This is a genomic window from Candidatus Phycorickettsia trachydisci, from assembly GCF_003015145.1.
GTDB lineage: Bacteria > Pseudomonadota > Alphaproteobacteria > Rickettsiales > Rickettsiaceae > Phycorickettsia > Phycorickettsia trachydisci.
In genome coordinates, this window is sequence record NZ_CP027845.1 from 34,309 (window position 1) to 52,299 (window position 17,991).

Below are 17,991 nucleotides of genomic sequence, written 5' to 3' on the forward strand. Positions count from 1 at the left end.
TTTTTAGTTAAACTATTGACATGGTGCGGTCGAGAAGATTTGAACTTCCACTCCCGTTAAGGAACGGCACCCTCAGTGCTGCGCGTCTACCTTTTCGCCACGACCGCTTACAGATTTTGTATATGATAATTCTGATTTGCTAAGTATAGAGGGCTTTTTGAAGCACACGAGCAAAGCAAAATTGATATAAAACATATATGCAACATTTGCAGCATCAAATAAATCTGTTAAATTAGTATCCTGTGTGATTCTATACTAATTTTGTGTTTATTAAAATAAAAAATTTTGCTCATTTTAAAGTACAAGTTGCAATTTTGCTGATAGCAATCAGCTGCGGCCTTTCTTTGGTCTTAAGCACCTGTATGCTCAACTTCTGGCTTGCAAAGGAACAAATAGCCCATTCTACAATAAGCCTGTTTGCCCTTATCAATTTGCCTTATTGCATAAACTTCTTATGGGCCCCCTTAATAGATAAGTCCAATCTGCCCTATTTGACAAAAAAGATGGGACATACACTTGCTTGGATATTTGTGCTTCAGATCATTCTTGCTGCATGCGTTTTTGTTTTAGGATGCTCTCGCCCTGATAAAAACCTAAATGAGGTCGCTGTTCTTGCATTTACTATCGCTTTATTAAGCTCTACGTACAGCAGTTTAGCAAACGCTCTGCGCAGTGAAATCCTAAAACCAAAAGATCAGGGCGCAATCTCTGGAATATATATATTTGGCTATCGCACGGGTATGCTGATAGGAGGTTCGGGCGGAATATATGCTTCGATTCACATAACTTGGCAAGATATTTATAAACTCTCAGCTGTTTTAATCTTCTTGATAGCACTTGTTTTACCAAAGCTTTTAGGGCGCATTAGCCAAGCGCGCGAAAATACGAGTGAGTCTAGAAAAATAAAATTACAAGATATATTAAAACCTATAGGTTCAACGTTATTTATATCCATTATTTTTCTCTTTTTAATTTTATACCGCATTCCCGATAACTTCATTACTGTAATGATTAATCCATTTCTACTTGATATTGGGTTTACTGAAGCAAAAATTTCAATTGGCTCAATGCTTTATTCAAGCGTAGGAGTTATGTCTGGAGGGATACTGGGAGGATATTTGATGCGTAAGGTTAATATAGTACAAGCGTTATGGTATTTTGGTCTAATACACTGCATTGCGCACTTGTTTTTTATTTTGTTATCAATCGTAGATAACAACTTAACTCTTTATTTATTTACAAGTGTTTTTGAAGGCGTTACAGGTGGTATGGCTATGACTGCTTACATATCGTTTATTACAGCAATCTGTAAAGGCGAATATAGGGCAACTCAACAGGCTTTATTTTCAAGCGTTATGGGAATTTCTCGCTCTGTTCTTCCTATGGTAGCAGGATTTCTCGTTATGCACTTAGGATGGACATCATTTTTTATGTTATCAACCTTTATAAGTGCGATAAGCCTCTGTTTACTGTTTGTAATGCGTCAAAAATTTTGGCATCATATTTATGGTTAATAGAGCATTGCTTGCGAGATGATTATTTTTGAGGTATTTTTAGGAATAAGCGGGCGGAAAACCGGAGAATACTTTAATGTATTTGAGGATTTGAGCATGTGCTTATGACGACAAAAGAGCCAAAAAGAATTCATCTCCTATGATACCATTTATTAAAATGCATGGCCTTGGTAATGACTTTATCTTTATTGATAAGAAAGATTTACCAATATCTTTTAACGCAGAATTTATCCAGAAAATTGCCCATCGCAAGACGGGAATTGGCTGTGATCAGTTGATAGTACATTCTTTTCTTTCCCCAAAACGCTACTCGATGGAGATATATAATGCTGATGGCTCTAGTGCTAAAATGTGTGGCAATGCAACAAGATGCTTAGGTTTGCATATTTTTGAGCAGCATCAAGAAAGAGATTTGGAGATTATTGTTGGGAATAAAGTTCTGAAAGTAAAAATTTTAGATAACGGCTTAATTCAGGCTAATATGGGAGAGGCCCAATTTGAAGCTGAATGGATGCCTAAGACAAGTGCCGTAACAGATATCGCTTATCTTTATGGCTTAAACCCGAAAGAAATAGTTTGTGTTGATTTGGGTAATCCTCATATTGTTATTTTTTATAATAACTTAAGCGACCAAGATAAACATTCGTTAGGAGATAGACTACAAAAAATGTTTGAAAAAATTGGCGGTATAAATGTCAATTTTGCAAAGTTTATAGAAAATCAGATTGATTTAGAAGTTTGGGAACGGGGTGTTGGCTTTACAATGGCGTGTGGTAGCGGAGCATGCGCAACCTTTGCTGCAGGTAAAAAGTTGAAATTTATTGATCAAGATGTTATAATTAGGTTTCATGTTGGAAATTTATTTATGTCATCTCTAAATCAAGATATCATTATGTCAGGCAGTGCTCACAAAATTGCAACGGGTTCATATTATGGATAAAATTGCAAACGACGTTGAAGTTGTTACCTTCGGATGCAGGCTAAATACATATGAAAGTCAAGTGATCAAGCAAAATGCTGCTAATGAAAAATTAAAAAATGTAATAGTTTTTAATACTTGCGCAGTAACGGCCGAGGCTACTCGTCAAGCAAAACAAGCCATAAGGAAAGCTAGAAAAAATAACCCAGATAGCAAAATCATCGTTACAGGATGCGCTGTTCAGTACTCACCTGAAGAATTTACAGATATGCCTGAGATAGATCAAGTTTTAGGCAATGAAGAAAAATTAAATCCAGCAAGCTACAGGCTTGATGCTCCAAAAATCCTAATCAACGACATCATGTCAGTTCGTAATACTGCAGAGCATATGATTACCGCATATCACGAGCAAACAAGAGCATTTTTACAAATTCAAAACGGATGTAATCATAGATGTACATTTTGTATGATCCCTCTTGCGCGCGGTAATAGTCGTTCCGTTCCAATTGGTCAAATCTCAAGTAATATTGCCTATTTAATTGCTAAAGGTTATCAAGAGGTTGTATTTACTGGGGTAGATATCACGGAATATGGCTCTGATCTTCCTGGCACTCCGACTATAGCCCAAATGATCAAAAGAATATTAAATTTAAATCCACAATTAAAAAGACTCAGACTCTCTTCTATTGACGTTGCAGAAATTGATGATGAATTGTTTGAATTAATGGCATATGAGCCAAGATTAATGCCTCATTATCATATAAGTCTCCAGGCCGGTGATAACATGATATTAAAGCGTATGAAAAGAAGACATACTAGAGAACAGGTTGTTGATTTTTGTCATCGTTTAAGAGAAATTAGAGGTAATGTATCGTACGGCGCTGATATTATTGCTGGATTTCCAACAGAAACAGATGAAATGTTTAATAACACTAAAAACCTAATCTCAGAGGCTGGTCTGCAGTTTTTGCACATATTTCCTTACTCAGAGCGCTCCGGCACACCTGCTGCTAGAATGCCTCAGGTTGAAAAGAATTTACGCAAAATGCGAGCAAAAATTTTGCGTGATGAAGGAAAAAAAGAGCTGTCAAAGTTTCTAAATAAGCATGTAGGTAGCAAAGCTATAGTTTTAACAGAAGATGGAAGCATCGGTCATACAGATAATTTTATTAAAGTTAAGTTATCAAGTGAAAAGCCGTCAAATATATTGCTAGAGGTGGATTTATCCAAAGTGGAAGGAGATTTAATGTTGGCTGAGGTTGCGTAAATGAAAGATAGTGTATGCATTTTGGGTTCTGGTGTGTGGGGAACAGCTCTTGCTGTAGCTATGAATAATAAATTTGGTCGCTGCACCCTGTTCACAAAAAATCCAGCCACTTTTAATTCCATTAATCACTCTAACACAAACAAAGGTTTTGTTTTAGATAGCACAATAAAAGCGGAACTAGACTTAGAAAAATTAAATCAATATCAAAATATCATAATTGCATCTCCTTCTTACTCAATACGCCAAGTAATAAAAGATTTGCAGTCAATTAATCTCAATCCAGAGGTTAATTTAATTATTTCTACCAAAGGATTAGATACAGTAAAAGAACAGTTTTTATCAGAGACTTTTAAGCAAAATTTCAAAAACCAAATTATGGTTTTAAGTGGACCAAGTTTTGCTGATGAAGTTATTGCGGGTAATCTTACAGCTGTTAATTTAGCTTCCGAAGATGAGGCTTTAGCTGAAAAGGTTGCTGATATTCTATCAAGTGATAAGTTTATAGTGGTTCCGTCAACAGATGTTATTGGGCTGCAGTTATCAGGCATCATGAAAAATATCTTGGCTATACTATCTGGTATACTAACCGGTCTTAGTTATGGAGAGAATACAAAAAGCGCGATACTTGCCAAAGGTATCTCTGAGATTAAGCTCTTTGCAAGGACTTTAGGATCGAATCAAAATTCTAGTGAATTAGGTATTATAGGGGATACATTGCTTACTGCGTTGAGCAAAAAATCTCGTAATATGAGCTTTGGATTAAATCTGATACAAAATCCTAATTCCGGACATGATAAGCTTGTTGAAGGCAAACTTGCAATCGAGACTTTACGCAAAATTGCAAAGAAGAATGGCGTGAATTTGCAAGTAATAAACTTAGCGGCTGATTGTCTGAGTTTAGCAGCAAGTAAAGAGCTCGGTAGACTAAAGTCCCTCATAGATAAAGCTTTTTCTCATGTTGTTTTAGAGGTATAAATTTTTTATTACTCAGACAAAGCCATTAATAAACTGGATCATCTAGTTCACATTGCCTAATTTATTACTACATACCTTCTTCACCTTGATAAAAATAATCTTCACCCATAGAGTGGGTTTCCCAAGAATCATCGTAAGAATCAAAATCGCCTATTAATACTTCCTCTGCCATCTTACACCCATTATCTCCAGGTTTATATGGAATCTCCTTCGTTTCAAAACCTTCGCTATACAACCTACCCAATTCTTCATGATAAATAATCTTTGAAAAAAATATATATTTTCCTTGGGAGGTTTCCATCATTGATGGAGCTATAACCCTCATATTCATATTTTTTTACTAATATAGTAACCTTCTGTACCATCTTGGTTATGTATTGTCCTGATACCTTCTTCTTCAGATGAATCACAAAAACCTTTACTCACAGCGTTATATAACCGTTGTTTTGTTACTTTATCCAAATATAAATTTCTGGTAATTACTGCATATTCTCCTTTTTTTACTTCAAAAACTTCTGGATTACCAAACTCATAATCCTCTCCTTCAAAGCGACAAGTAGATTTATAATCAGAGACTTTATGCTTACAATATGTTTTAGCAAACTCCGTTAATTTAGCCTTTCTCATTTGTTGTAATTGATGAAACTTACGAGCTCTTTCATTCCAATCAACAAGTTGGCTCCATTTTTCTTTATCATCGATAACTGCGATTTGAGAAGATAATTGCCCATTCTCTTGAAGATTAGCAATATCCAAAGACTCCTGTTCTTGAGTTGGTGTTAGCTCTAAAGTTTGGGTCTCTACAAATTCGGTAAAGTATTTTAAACTTTCTACTTCTCTAATCTCAGCTTCAAGACCTTGAGCGTCCTTTGGAGAGATTGTTTCTAAATAGTCAAGGTATTCTCGATAATCAACATCTTCTGACCCTTCTCTAACCAACTTTATGACCAATAACTTGTTTATATTAATGATAGAAGATTCGCAATCTTTTAGGTGATCTTGATTATTCTCGTATAATGTATTAACTAAGGTTGTATATTGAGCGCATTTCTCTAAATACTTCGAAGCTTCATTAGAAGCTTTTAAAGAAGCATTATAAAATGCACAAGCAATCACTAAACTACCTTCTAAAGAAAGACTCTCATCTGCTATTCCTAAATTATCTAGTAGAACATTTACCCTAGGATGATTACAAAAAGCTATAAGAATACTAAGTTCTATCGAAAACTTAACTTTGGGAACGGCATTTATATCTTGCAGTTGGTTCAATAAATTTGCAACGTTTTCTATCGGTTTATTGATTTCACAGTAAAAGAATATTTTATCTATTAAAAAATCCATCTTAATAGCATTTTGCAAAAGGGGATCTGCTATTATTTTCAACAATTTATGCTTTGCTATATTGTGTTTTTTAAAAATCTCTTCACTGCTAGAACTAACCCTATCATCACTTTTCTTAAACCATGTCAAACATTTTTCTTTAAGCTCTTCAGGCCAATAAGATATGTATTTTTCTAACCATTTATTCTTTGTATCACGATTTCTTATATTACGTAGACTTGTGATGTAGACATCAGCTTGCCTAAAAACATCCTGAGGTCTTTCTTCTATCGATTGAATATAATAATCAAATCCTTTTTCTATACTTTTATAGTTCCAATTATAGTTAGCAATAGTATTTAAAGCGTCATTTATTGTTTGTTTGCATGGATATTTTTGAGATTTTAAATCTTTAATACCATCTTCTAATTCGCCAATAAGTTTCGTAAGCTCATTCAAATTTGTTTTATTTACAACAAGATGTTCATCAGTTAATCTATTTTTAATCCTCAAAGACCAAGAGGTATAAATTTCTTTTATCTCCTTATTGAAACAACTTTCTAATTGCTTAAATGATTTTATATCTAATAAGTCAGCATAAAATCTTAAGGTCCAGCTAATGCAGAAGTTTTTTAAATACTTACTTATTTGTTCCATTTTTGTTGGATTCTCTGTATATAACCCCTTGAGATAAACATCTTTTTTAAACAGATCGCAGAGCTCTTGATCCGTTATTTCTTCTTGTTTAAATATTTTATTGACTATTTTTGCTAAATCATCAAAAGCGCTGTACCAGATCATATCCAACCTGTATATACTAGCCTTATCGATTTGTTCTTGATCTCTTAAAAATTTAAGAGGTAAATAAATATGTTGAAGTTCATCATCCATTATTTGGAGACTTTCATTTTCAACATAAGGATAAAGTTTAGACTTCTTATTTCCAAAAATTTTCTCTCTAAATAGTGGATTATTAATCATTTTTAACCACGATTCGGTTCCAATTCCATACTGTTCCTTCAAAAAAATCACAAGTTCTTTAAAATTATTTTGAATTCTAGGGAGATCTATCTTTGCTATGGGATGATTATCTATAATATGGGAAACATTAGTTAAGATATATAAATATTGCATAGGCTTTTGATCCTTAAATTCCTTAGAAATTAGCTTGACAATTTCTAAAAGCTCCGGATGGTAAACTGAATGGGTAGATAATAAAACTATCGCGTCTCCTATAACGCCATCTATATCTATAGTTTGAATGTCCTGTGTTAAAAATGGAAATTTATTTTTGATAACTGTTTCAATTTGTTGGTAGTTTTCTGTTAATTCTAATTTATGCATTTAATAACTATTATTAATTTTTTCATAATTATATACTTACTAAATTTAAAAGTATATCATTATAAAATTACAAAATATTTTAGATTAGATTCTATAATTACATATTTATAATCAAGATTTTAAATTTTCAATACACTTAGTGCAAAGAGAGATAAAATTTAATTTTCTCTTATGATTTCAGTGTCTAGTTTTAATTCAATTTTTTATAATCTAAATGCAAATTGAAAAAATGATATTATCAAGAATAAAAGTCTGCATATTCCTCTTTTTCAAATTTCTAATTTTTACCTAAAGTTATACCCTATCGTACTAAATAGATTGCTTTTTGATTGTTTGCGATTTAAAAATTATTGTGTTACATAATATTTAGTTTTGAAATCATTAAGTTAAGATAAGATTTTTTGAATAAAGTGATTGCATATACGGTACTTTTTTGGTACATTTTAGTAAATTTAATGATTCAATTGTGTATTTTATGTTTAAACATTCTAGCAAATTTTTAAGTTCAATGGTTAATAGATTTGGCAACAATCTTACTAAGCCTTTCTATAGCGGATTTAGTGATCTTAAATATATGGGGGTCTCAGAAAAATTTATTGCAGAATGTAAGGCTAAAAGTCACGCTAAAATGGCATCAAAAGACTTGGGCACAATTGTTAAAAATATTCCACAAATGTATATCTACGGCCAAGCGGCTGGTTCCCAGTATATTCAAAACACTTTAGAATGTGCTGATCGAGCAAAAGATTTATTTATAGCAGAAGCTACCAAAGGCACTATGCAGGCTCCAATGAAACAGGTTTTATCCACCCCTGTAAACAATGCTTTGAATATAGTGACCTGGCCTCTTGATAAAATATATCCTCTTTTTATGAAAAATCCAGCAGCAACATCTGCGGTGTATAATGCATTCAAATTTGCTCTTGGACCAGCCAATCTGATCAACTTTACTAAAAGCGCTCTAAATATTTCAGGTGGTTTATATGGATCTGCCATTCATAGTTATAAAGCTTTCGATAATGGTATTAAGTTACTCACTTCTTCTGATATTCCAGGTGAGGAGATGCATCATGATTTAACTCCCGCAAAGTTAGAAGAGCCCGGAGTAGAAGAATTGGGAGTGGATAAATGGGGAGTTCTTGAGTTAAGTACGGGGGAGCTGCAATAAATTCAAATTGGATTAATCAAGCTAGGAAACTCTCTGATAGTATTGCAAGTAATGTCATCAGTCTCATAGAATACCTTACGTAATTTAGATGAGGTATTCCATATACTTCTGACCAATTCCAAGATGATATTAAGAAACAACAACTTGCTTTGATGTAAATATATTAGGCATCATTAGCAAACCTGAGTATTTTACTGACAAAAGTGCGTGAAACTCAACAGCTTTGATATATTTTGATACTACTGTCTATAATTATGCAGTCCAAAAACATAAAAAACTTATTTGTTAAAGCTTTTCTGCCTATTTTTATAGTCAATTAACTTGAGATTGAGATTTTTATGCAAAGAGTTTTTAATTTTAGCGATGAATACGAACACTTTGCATGCTAACAGAGCATGAGTATCAATTAGATAAAATGAAAAATTCAGAGTAGAAAAGTCCTAATCTTCGGTTAATTAACTATGTAGAGTGAAATCAACACCTCTCCAATTCATCTAATCACCCTTAAAAACATATTTTATCTTAATTATAATTATCATTTAATAACTTAAACATAATAATATTTAAAATAATAATATTATTACTTGATATTAAATAATATTTATTATAATATATAGATTTTAATATTATAAAACTTAAATAATTTTAAGGTTATGGCTAAAACAGATAAAGGTAATCGTTCTATAAATCAAATTAACGAATATATAGAAAATCCAACCCAGACCTTGGTCCGTGTCAGGGAAGGGGAGATGGAGCAAGGAACAAATGGAAACGCAAGAATAAGCTTTAGAGAAAATGTACCTTATGCTGCAAGCGCTAGTTCCTCAATTATTTCAAACCCATTTGATAATACCTCTAATTTGAAAAGATCTTTAGAATCAGAAGGAGCGACGCAAAAATCTAAAAAAGCTAAATATAACTTGGGTAGTGGGGCGAGTTCGCATAGTGCAAATTTTGCAAACGCGGTAAGTGGTTCTAGTAATGGTAAATCCTTTCGCGCAGTAGATGGTGTTATCAACCGCCATTTCTCTGATGATGAGGCAAGTAATTACAGCGATTATATGAAGATGAGCGATGATGAAGATGGTAATTTTGTTGTAAAATCTTCTAGTAAAGGAGAAAAGTTATCTTTGAAGAAAAGGAAAAGCGACTCTTTAAAAGGAAAAATACCAGAAGTATTGGAAGGAAATTGGCAAGTAGAGGTGCAAAGTCTATATGACAAAGCATCTCTCTTGGGAACAAGGCCGGAATCTTATACAAAGCGTTTAAAACTTTATAACGACGCTTTGTTTTGTATAGAGGCTAGCGGTGAAAAACATGGATTAAAAAAATGGCTTCAACAGATTTCGGAAAGTAAGGCATGGCTTCTACGCGATATGGGCAAAGAGGAATATAACAAAGGTAATTTTAAAAGAGCTGAAAAAAGCTTTATTGAAGCCTATGAAACTCCTGTAGAACTTAAGAAAAATGAAAAAGAGAGTTTTTTAGCTTTTGCTCGGAATGCGAAAATAATGTCTTTGGTTGAGGAGGGTAAGATTGATGAAGCTATAATGGACTTGGCTACTACTCCAATTCAAAAATTACGTGTGGTAAAAAAAGAGGAGGCATTTTATTATCAAGAGTGTAAACAATATACAGCAGCTAGTTGGAGTCAAAGACTGTTAAGTGAACAAAAATATAAACAAGTTGCCGAACTATATTTCTCAAGTTCTTTAACAATTGATAATCCTATTATCAAGTTATATGTAGATGGTATTAATCTTGCACATCAAAAAGATTATGACTCGGCGATTACTAAATTTCATGAAGCTTTAGAAAAGCCAAAAAATTTATCTCTTGAGGGAAAACAACTTTTAAAAGAAGGTAAATACGAAGAGGCTTTTAAAAAGTTTGAGTGGACTTATGATTTTTTAAGTAATGACTCAAAGCAAGAATTAGTATCTGCACTAACAAATGCGGGTATGGATGCTGCTAACAAACAAAAATATGACATAGCGAGTAAATGTTTTTCTAAAGTTCATGAATTGAGCGAGAAAAGCAGTGATGATACTGAATCGTTTTTAGAAAAGTTAAAATGCGACAAATCTCAGAATGGCGTGCAAGAAATTATTGATGAATTCCATGAAGCTATAAATAAGCTTCAAAATAGCAATGTCGATAAAGATCTTTATATCAAAGACTTAAAAAACTTAATAGAGGTATTAGAACAAAAAAGTTGCGAAAGTAGTAAAATAGCTAAATGTTACAAAAGTTTAGGAGAGTTAACGGGTGATACCAAATATCATAAACTTGCGTTTAAAAATTTTAAAAAGGTAGATAATATTGAAGATGTAAGAGAAGATTTCAAGTCTGTTGCTCAGATATTAGCTACAAAAGCTTCGGCGGATGGAAATAATAAGACTGTAGTTAAATATCTCTCTAAGGTTTATGATTGCGATCCAAGCCATGAAGTTCATCTTGAGCTAGTAAAAGCAAAGATCAAATTATTAAACGAAGCACAAGATGTACATATGGAGACATTACAAGAGATCATCGCAGAACTTAAAGGTATTGAGACTAATAAAGATTCAGAGGTTGCGAGTTTGGCAAATTTGATAGAAAGTTTACGTCATAAAGGCTATACACATGAACAGGTAGCACAATGCTACGAAAATCTCTATGATTTAACATCGGATGAAATATATCAAATTTTGGCCTCAACTAATCTGACTATGCATAAAGCAAAATCCCTGTTAAATATGGAAGATAATGCCTCCAACAGTCCATCTACATCATCTACAATAGTTGAAGATAACACAGGTTATGCAGATTTAGGTTATTCATCAAATCAAGAAGTTGATGAAGTGGAGGTTGCTCAAATTGGAGAATCCGGAGTAACAACTTATATCGTTTAAATAAAAATTTCTATACAAGCATATCTCTAGCTTAGAAATTTTAATATCCAGCTGAGTTAATGAATACAATATTTTAAGGTCAGATCATTAACTCTAGTTTGGATATATGTTTTATACACATATCTAAAATTCATATTTTTGGACATGAATTTTATCGATTTTTTGCTTAATTCCATGAGAATCTAAAAGTAATTTAATACGTTGAAGAATAACCTCTTGCATAAAGTATAGCTCGATTGCCTTTGCGGGATTGTGAGAACTTATAAACAACACCTTATCAATTTTGTTTAAACTAAGAGGTACAGAAATTGACGCAAGAGAAGGGCTACAAAGGTTTGACCAGTTGGCGAATATTTTAGCAAAAGCCTTGCCATGGCGTTTAAACATTACCTTTTCAATAGCTCCATTTATTACTTGTTCAATTCTTTGCATTTCGCCTTAAATCTTCTTTGTATTGTACATGTTTATCATATCCTAAAGGATCTTGATGAATCATAACCTCACTCTCGGGAAAGATCTCTTGTAACTTTGCTTCTATTTTATCTGCGATATCATGAGCTTTTATAAGACTTATACTTGGATCAAGACCTATATGAAATTGTATAAAAGCTTTATTACCAGCATATCTTGTTTTCATATCATGCACATCTAAAACATTAGAGTCGTTCCTTAAAACTTCTAGGACTTTTTCCCTATCTTCATCAGAAAATTCTTCGTCTATCAAATTCCTGATAGATTGTCTTAAAAGTCCTATAGAGGCAGACATAATATATAGAGCGATAATAATTCCAAATATATAATCTACGTAGTGAAAATATTGGGATGCATACAGAGATATTATAACTGCCAAATCGCTACCTAAATCAGAAATATAGTGAATCCTATCTGACTTAATTAGCTGCGAATTAGTTTTTCCAACAACGTAAGATTGGTATGAAATTAAAATTAAGGTTAAAATTGTGCATATTAAAATGCTGTTCAATGCCGTCTCAGAATTTTGGATATGTTGGCCTAATAATATATGACTTACGGCAACATATAAAGCAAAGCTTCCTGAAATAATAAATATTACCCCCTGTCCAAAAACAACAAGATCTTCAATCTTATTATGTCCAAAGCGATGCTTACTATCGGGAGGGCTTAGGGCAGCGCGCACAGCGAGCATGTTCACGATAGAGCTTGTGACATCAAGCATCGAATCAACAAGAGAGGCTAAAAGAGATACGGAACTTGAATGTACAGCCCCCCATAACTTCACAAACAGGATTAACACACCAGTGGCAACAGAAGCATATGATGCATTCTTAACTAATTGATCTTTATTCATAATTTGTTATAATACTAATCTAGGTAAAGTTGGCCGTTCTAGAAAACTGCTTAAAGATTAACTTTAATATAATAATATATGAAACGCATACTTATTAAAAATAGCGTAGTTTTACTTGTTATTGCAAGCTTATTGTCTGCATGCAATGCTAATAAGCAAGGTGTAGGTACTGGTATAGGATTAGTAGCTGGTGGTCTTATAGGGTCACAGTTTGGCAAAGGCGGATTTAGCACAGTGCTTGGCGCTGGTATTGGAGCACTCATTGGAGGAGCTATTGGTCAAAAAATGGATGAAAAAGATAAAAAATTAGCAGCTGAGGCAACTCAAAGAACGCTAGAAGCTGCTCCCACTGGGTCAACTGTGGCGTGGCAAAATCCTGATAATGGACATAACGGAAAAATCACTCTTACAAAAACTTATCCAGATCAAGGTAGGCACTGTCGAGAATATACTCACGTTGTAGAAATTGGTGGAGAGTTCCAAAGGGCTTATGGCAAAGCTTGTAGAACACCTGATGGACAATGGGAGATAGTTTCAAATAACTAAGCTCCAAAATAATTTGATATGAGGTTTACAGAGTTAGAAAAGAAAGCATTTCATCTTTTAGAAGATACTATAAAATTACTTGGATTTGAGCTAATATTAGTAAACCTGAAAGACGGAATTTTAAGACTAGTTGCGGAAAAAGCAAATAACACTCCTTTAAGTGTTAAAGATTGCAAAGAAATCAGTAACAACGTCTCCCCACTTTTAGATGTGGAAGGGTTATTGGGTGATACTTCTTATGTTTTAGAGGTATCTTCTGCTGGTCTTACAAGACCGCTTGTTAAACAAAAAGATTTTGAACGTTTTGTAGGGCGTCATATTAATCTTGAATTATACAGCGCTTTGGATAAAAGAAAGAAGTTTCAGGGAAGGTTAGTTAGTTCAGATGATCTGAATATCTACTTAATGCTTGAAAATAAAAAATCATCAAAAGATGAAGATCAAAAGGACTTACAAATTCCAATGGAATTAATTAAGTCTGCTAATTTAATGCTTACAGATGAAGAATTTAGAAAAATACTAAAAGGTTAACATATGTATTTAGGAAATCGTGATATTATAAACATTGTAGATGCTCTTGCAAGAGATAAAGGGATACAGAAAGAACATCTCATAGTAGGCATTGAAAGTGCTATAGAAGAGATTGGCAAAACCAGATACGGAACCACCCATCTTATTAAAGCTAGATTTAATCGTAAAACGGGTGAAATAAACCTTTATAGGGTATTAAGCGTGGTTGATGAAGTGACTTCGCCTGGTGATCAAATTTCTCTTCAAGATGCTCAAAAACATGACCCTGAAATGAAAATTGGAGATGAGTTTTTTGATCTTCTTCCCCCGATGGACTTAGGTCGTCACGAAGCAATGATAGCGCGTACAGCTATTACTAATGCCCTCAGGAAAGCTGAGAAAGAAAAAGAATATGAAAACTTTATCCATCGTATTGGAGATATTATTACGGGGCCTGTTAAGAGAGTCGAATATGGTCACCTTATCGTTGATTTAGGGAAAAGTGAAGCAATCCTTAAGCGTGACCAGCTAATTCCAACTGATAGATTTATGGTTGGAGACTTAGTTAAAGCTTATATTGCAGAAGTGCGTCGCGAAGATTTTGGGTCTCAAATTTTCTTATCAAGAACAAGCAATAAAATGTTAGTCAAATTATTTGAGATGCAAGTTCCAGAGATAAGGGATGGATTAGTCCAAATCAGAGCAATTGCAAGAGATCCTGGTTCAAAAGCAAAAGTTGCGGTCTCAGCGGTTGATTATGGTACTGACCCAATTGCATGTTGTGTTGGAATACAAGGATCTAGAATTAAGGCAATCACTGAAGTCTTAAATGGAGAAAAAATTGATGTAGTTGCATGGAGCGATAACATACTTAAATACGTTACAAACGCCCTTTCTGTAAGCCAAGTGAAAAAGGTTCAATTATCTAATACCTCAAATAAAATTGAAGTGGTTGTACCTGTTGATGTTTCAAGATCGGCTGTTGGTCGTGGAGGACAAAACGTACGTCTTGCATCAAAACTTGTAGGATATAATATTGAAATTCTTACAGAAGACCAAGAATTTGAAAGAAGGTTGACGGAATTCCATACAGTAAGCCAGGAGCTGTGCAGTGTACTTGATTTAGAAGAAGTACTTGCGCAATTTTTGGTAGCTAAAGGGTTTTTATCCGTAAAACAAATAGCTAATACTTCTGTAGCAACATTTTTAAATATTGAAGGGTTTGATGAAGATCTTGCTACGGCATTGATAGAAAGAGCTAAGAGCCATATAGAACAAACCCAAAAAGAAACTGCTAAGAGCATAGCAGAACTAGGTGTGGAAGATTCATTAATATCCTTTTTGGACTTTTTAGACTTGCAAGATATACTAGAATTAGCAAAGCAAGGTATCAAAAGCTTAGAAGACTTTGTACTACTGCAGCCTGAAGATTTAAAGGCAATACTGCCTAATAATCTTATCATCAGGGCAGATGCTGAAAAATTAATTCAGGATGCTAAATCCTTAGAAGCTTAAGTTTACTATTAAAATATGACTAATAAAAAACCCCTAAAACTTGGCCTGAGGCTAGGTAACATCAGCACAGAAGGACTCGCTAAAGACTATGCTGATCTTAAGGCTTCTAGCAATTTGTTAAAAAAAACTCCTGCAACACCTTCTATGGAGAGTGCTAAGGAGAGTCATTTAACGGATCAGGAGTTAATTAAGAGGTTTGATGTTTTAAAAAAGGCGTCCCAATTTTCCGAAGAAGATGAATTACTAGAGAGCTCTAAAGCGCGTGAAATCTTTAAGGCAAATTTTATAAAAGAGACAGAGGAAGAAGTAGTACCTGAAATTATACTGCAAGAAGCCTCTTCTCCTCAACCAGCAGCAGCCACTCCTAAACCTCCTGAGTACAAATCCGTAGAAGAATCAGAGGAAGCGCCTGCAAAAAGTCCTAGTGTTAAAACTAAATTCAAGAAAAATTTAAAAGAGAAACATAAAAGAAAGATAGAATTTGATCTTGAAGAAGAGTCTGAACAGACATTTCATAAGTCAAAGAGGCATAAATCACATAATAAGCAACAAGCAAAACCTCAAGAAAAAATTATTAAGGAAGTAGAGCTTTACGGGAGCATCACTGCGGCCGAATTAGCAAATAAAATGTCAGAAAAAGTATCAGATGTAATAAAAACTTTAATTAGCTTAGGAATGATCGCTGATGCTAATAAAACGCTTGACCTCGACACTGCTGAGCTTGTTGTGGAAGCTTTAGGACATAAGTTTAAAAGAGTTGAAGCTATAACAGTTGACTCTATATTGAAAGGAGAAATTGATAGTACAGAAGACTTAAAACCACGCCCTCCTGTTGTTACAGTAATGGGACATGTTGATCATGGTAAAACTTCTTTATTAGATGCAATTAGATCAACAGATGTTGCAGGTAAAGAACATGGGGGTATTACGCAAAGTATCGGAGCTTATCAAGTCAAGTTACCAAATGGACGTAAGATTACCTTAATTGATACTCCGGGCCATGAAGCATTTACTGAGATGCGTAGCCGCGGAGCTCAAATTACCGATATCGTTATTTTGATTGTAGCAGCAGATGATGGCATTAATCATCAAACTGTTGAGGCCATTAATCATATTAAGGCAGCAAACCTGCCAATCATAGTTGCGGTTAATAAGATTGATAAAGTCGATAATGTGGATCAAGCTGTAAGTCGCATAAAAAACGAACTTTTGATACATAATCTTGTTGCTGAAGATATGGGTGGTGACGTAATTTTCGTACCTATATCTGCACTTAAAAGGATTAATCTAGATAAACTTGAAGAATCTATTCTTCTGCTAGCTGATTTATTAGAACTAAAAACAAATCCCGATACCTTTGGTAGTGGAGTGGTGCTAGATGCAAAAATCGACAAGCACAGAGGAATCGTTACTAGCATCTTGCTAACTAGGGGCGCTCTTCAAGTAGGAGATCCTATAGTATCTGGTGGTTGCTATGGTAAAGTTAGAGCAATTTTTACGCATAAAAAAGAATCCGTCAAATCTATAGAGCCAAGTACTCCTGCAACTATTATTGGCATGGAAAGCGTGCCTAGAGCGGGAGATAAGTTTGTAGCTATCGAGAATGACAAACAAGCAAGACAAATTGCAGAGCAGTATAGTCACATATCTAAAGAAAAAAGTATTAAACTTGCTGAAGAATTACGTAAGTCTACAGACCTTTTTGCACAAGATGATGCAAAAGAATTTGCAATTATCCTTAAGGCTGATTCGGGAGGTTCGATTGAAGCAATTACGGGGTCACTTGCAAAAATAAATTTAGATAAAGTCAATTTAAGAATCCTTCATAGCGCAGTTGGTAGCGTAAATGACTCTGATGCAGTTTTGGCTAGTGCTTCAAATGCTCCCATTTTTGCATTTAACACCAAGACAACACTTGGGCCTTCATCTAATAAGCTGCAAGTTGATATAAGACATTATTCCGTCATATATGATTTAATAGATGATGTTACTAACTTGATGAAAGGTCTTGTAGAGCCAACTTATGTCAAAGAGTTCATTGGTCAAGCAAATGTGCGTCAAGTATTTGAGATCACTAAAGTTGGAAAAATTGCTGGATCATACGTCACAAAAGGTATGGTTAAACGTGATTCTTATGGTCAGTTATTTAGAGGTAAAGAGTTATTACACGAAGGCAAAATCAAGACACTAAAAAGATTTAAGGATGATGTTAAAGAAGTCAAAGAGACTTTTGAGTGCGGTATTGGATTCGAGGATTTCAGTGATATACAGGTTGGTGATAACATCGAAGTTTTCATATATGTAGAAGAGAATGATAAAAAATAATGGTCAATATAGGCATTTAAGAGTTGCAAGTACTATTCAGAGTGCCTTAAATGAAATATTCTTGATGAGCAAAATTCAAGGGAGCCAAATTGCTGACTGCTCTATCACAAAACTGAATGTTACAAAGGATCTTAAGCTTATCACATGCTATTTTGTTCCTTGCGCAGGTAGCAGCACTACTCCAAAAGATTTATTAAGCTCTTTGGATGATGCTAAATTTACTATACGCAAGATGTTATCTAGCAAAGTTAAATTAAAATATATTCCTGAAATTCGTTTCATATACGATAATACCTTCGAAGAATTTATGAAGGTAAATCGCTTAATTGATGAGATATCTCTTAAGAAGCTACCATCCTAAATTATA

The 17,991-nt window shown here is 33.9% G+C and carries 15 protein-coding genes and 1 tRNA gene; 11 read left to right on the plus strand and 5 right to left on the minus strand.

The genetic code is table 11. The annotated features are described in order from the left end of the window. Positions 1-21: 21 nt before the first annotated feature. Positions 22-107 (minus strand) — tRNA-Leu (locus phytr_RS00090). Between the two features lie 156 nt (positions 108-263). Between phytr_RS00090 and phytr_RS00095 the strand changes: the two genes are divergently transcribed. The 4 genes from phytr_RS00095 to phytr_RS00110 all read left to right on the plus strand — a co-directional run bounded on the left by phytr_RS00095 (position 264) and on the right by phytr_RS00110 (position 4,675). After that, on the plus strand, positions 264-1,514 hold the full coding sequence (locus tag phytr_RS00095; protein WP_106873862.1) for an MFS transporter: 1,251 nt from the start codon (positions 264-266) through the stop codon (positions 1,512-1,514). 139 nt (positions 1,515-1,653) lie between these two features. Next, a complete protein-coding gene (dapF, locus tag phytr_RS00100; RefSeq protein WP_106873863.1) occupies positions 1,654-2,454 on the plus strand; it encodes a diaminopimelate epimerase in 801 nt (266 codons plus the stop codon). Beyond that, positions 2,447-3,700, plus strand: coding sequence for a tRNA (N(6)-L-threonylcarbamoyladenosine(37)-C(2))-methylthiotransferase MtaB (mtaB, locus tag phytr_RS00105; RefSeq protein ID WP_106873864.1), 1,254 nt, complete (start codon positions 2,447-2,449; stop codon positions 3,698-3,700). Before dapF ends, mtaB begins: the two co-directional genes overlap by 8 nt. Continuing rightward, positions 3,701-4,675 (plus strand): NAD(P)H-dependent glycerol-3-phosphate dehydrogenase, encoded by a 975-nt coding sequence (locus phytr_RS00110; protein ID WP_106873865.1) that lies wholly within the window; start codon positions 3,701-3,703, stop codon positions 4,673-4,675. 67 nt (positions 4,676-4,742) lie between these two features. Here the strand turns inward: phytr_RS00110 and phytr_RS00115 are convergent, their stop codons facing one another. Together phytr_RS00115 and phytr_RS00120 are read right to left on the minus strand one after the other, a co-directional pair. Further along, on the minus strand, positions 4,743-5,000 hold the full coding sequence (locus phytr_RS00115; protein WP_158706806.1) for a hypothetical protein: 258 nt from the start codon (positions 4,998-5,000) through the stop codon (positions 4,743-4,745). 2 nt (positions 5,001-5,002) lie between these two features. Further along, positions 5,003-7,339 (minus strand): hypothetical protein, encoded by a 2,337-nt coding sequence (locus phytr_RS00120; RefSeq protein WP_106873867.1) that lies wholly within the window; start codon positions 7,337-7,339, stop codon positions 5,003-5,005. A gap of 475 nt (positions 7,340-7,814) precedes the next feature. Between phytr_RS00120 and phytr_RS00125 the strand changes: the two genes are divergently transcribed. Both phytr_RS00125 and phytr_RS00130 read left to right on the plus strand, forming a co-directional pair. Further along, positions 7,815-8,507, plus strand: coding sequence for a hypothetical protein (locus phytr_RS00125; RefSeq protein WP_106873868.1), 693 nt, complete (start codon positions 7,815-7,817; stop codon positions 8,505-8,507). Positions 8,508-9,160: 653 nt separating this feature from the next. Beyond that, positions 9,161-11,401, plus strand: coding sequence for a tetratricopeptide repeat protein (locus tag phytr_RS00130; protein ID WP_106873869.1), 2,241 nt, complete (start codon positions 9,161-9,163; stop codon positions 11,399-11,401). Positions 11,402-11,524: 123 nt separating this feature from the next. On the opposite strand, the gene phytr_RS00135 is transcribed toward phytr_RS00130, so the two are convergent. Then, the gene (locus tag phytr_RS00135; RefSeq protein ID WP_106873870.1) at positions 11,525-11,833 is read right to left on the minus strand and encodes a DciA family protein; all 309 of its coding nucleotides are present in this window, start codon (positions 11,831-11,833) and stop codon (positions 11,525-11,527) included. Then, the gene (locus tag phytr_RS00140) at positions 11,820-12,728 is read right to left on the minus strand and encodes a cation diffusion facilitator family transporter (protein WP_106873871.1); all 909 of its coding nucleotides are present in this window, start codon (positions 12,726-12,728) and stop codon (positions 11,820-11,822) included. The genes phytr_RS00135 and phytr_RS00140 overlap by 14 nt, the downstream gene beginning before the upstream one ends. A 78-nt stretch (positions 12,729-12,806) precedes the next feature. Between phytr_RS00140 and phytr_RS00145 the strand changes: the two genes are divergently transcribed. The 5 genes from phytr_RS00145 to rbfA are packed head-to-tail and all read left to right on the plus strand — an operon-like array spanning position 12,807 to position 17,985. Next, entirely contained in the window at positions 12,807-13,274 is a 468-nt protein-coding gene (locus tag phytr_RS00145) for an RT0821/Lpp0805 family surface protein (RefSeq protein WP_106873872.1), read from the plus strand. Positions 13,275-13,292: 18 nt separating this feature from the next. Next, on the plus strand, positions 13,293-13,805 hold the full coding sequence (locus tag phytr_RS00150; protein ID WP_106873873.1) for a ribosome maturation factor RimP: 513 nt from the start codon (positions 13,293-13,295) through the stop codon (positions 13,803-13,805). Between the two features lie 3 nt (positions 13,806-13,808). After that, positions 13,809-15,299 carry a transcription termination factor NusA gene (gene nusA / locus phytr_RS00155; protein WP_106873874.1) on the plus strand — a complete coding sequence of 497 codons (1,491 nt, stop codon included), beginning with the start codon at positions 13,809-13,811 and terminating at the stop codon, positions 15,297-15,299. Positions 15,300-15,314: 15 nt separating this feature from the next. Beyond that, positions 15,315-17,624 (plus strand): translation initiation factor IF-2, encoded by a 2,310-nt coding sequence (infB, locus tag phytr_RS00160; RefSeq protein ID WP_106873875.1) that lies wholly within the window; start codon positions 15,315-15,317, stop codon positions 17,622-17,624. After that, positions 17,611-17,985, plus strand: coding sequence for a 30S ribosome-binding factor RbfA (rbfA, locus tag phytr_RS00165; protein WP_106873876.1), 375 nt, complete (start codon positions 17,611-17,613; stop codon positions 17,983-17,985). The genes infB and rbfA overlap by 14 nt, the downstream gene beginning before the upstream one ends. Positions 17,986-17,991 lie beyond the last annotated feature (6 nt).

Excerpts from the sequence above, each read along its gene's own strand:
- phytr_RS00120 (WP_106873867.1), bottom strand. The coding sequence starts at position 7,339 with ATGCATAAATTAGAATTAACAGAAAACTACCAACAAATTGAAACAGTT.
- phytr_RS00125 (WP_106873868.1), top strand. The coding sequence starts at position 7,815 with ATGTTTAAACATTCTAGCAAATTTTTAAGTTCAATGGTTAATAGATTT.
- mtaB (WP_106873864.1), top strand. The coding sequence starts at position 2,447 with ATGGATAAAATTGCAAACGACGTTGAAGTTGTTACCTTCGGATGCAGG.
- phytr_RS00140 (WP_106873871.1), bottom strand. The coding sequence starts at position 12,728 with ATGAATAAAGATCAATTAGTTAAGAATGCATCATATGCTTCTGTTGCC.
- phytr_RS00130 (WP_106873869.1), top strand. The coding sequence starts at position 9,161 with ATGGCTAAAACAGATAAAGGTAATCGTTCTATAAATCAAATTAACGAA.
- phytr_RS00150 (WP_106873873.1), top strand. The coding sequence starts at position 13,293 with ATGAGGTTTACAGAGTTAGAAAAGAAAGCATTTCATCTTTTAGAAGAT.
- infB (WP_106873875.1), top strand. The coding sequence starts at position 15,315 with ATGACTAATAAAAAACCCCTAAAACTTGGCCTGAGGCTAGGTAACATC.
- phytr_RS00135 (WP_106873870.1), bottom strand. The coding sequence starts at position 11,833 with ATGCAAAGAATTGAACAAGTAATAAATGGAGCTATTGAAAAGGTAATG.
- dapF (WP_106873863.1), top strand. The coding sequence starts at position 1,654 with ATGATACCATTTATTAAAATGCATGGCCTTGGTAATGACTTTATCTTT.
- rbfA (WP_106873876.1), top strand. The coding sequence starts at position 17,611 with ATGATAAAAAATAATGGTCAATATAGGCATTTAAGAGTTGCAAGTACT.
- phytr_RS00145 (WP_106873872.1), top strand. The coding sequence starts at position 12,807 with ATGAAACGCATACTTATTAAAAATAGCGTAGTTTTACTTGTTATTGCA.
- nusA (WP_106873874.1), top strand. The coding sequence starts at position 13,809 with ATGTATTTAGGAAATCGTGATATTATAAACATTGTAGATGCTCTTGCA.
- phytr_RS00110 (WP_106873865.1), top strand. The coding sequence starts at position 3,701 with ATGAAAGATAGTGTATGCATTTTGGGTTCTGGTGTGTGGGGAACAGCT.
- phytr_RS00115 (WP_158706806.1), bottom strand. The coding sequence starts at position 5,000 with ATGAGGGTTATAGCTCCATCAATGATGGAAACCTCCCAAGGAAAATAT.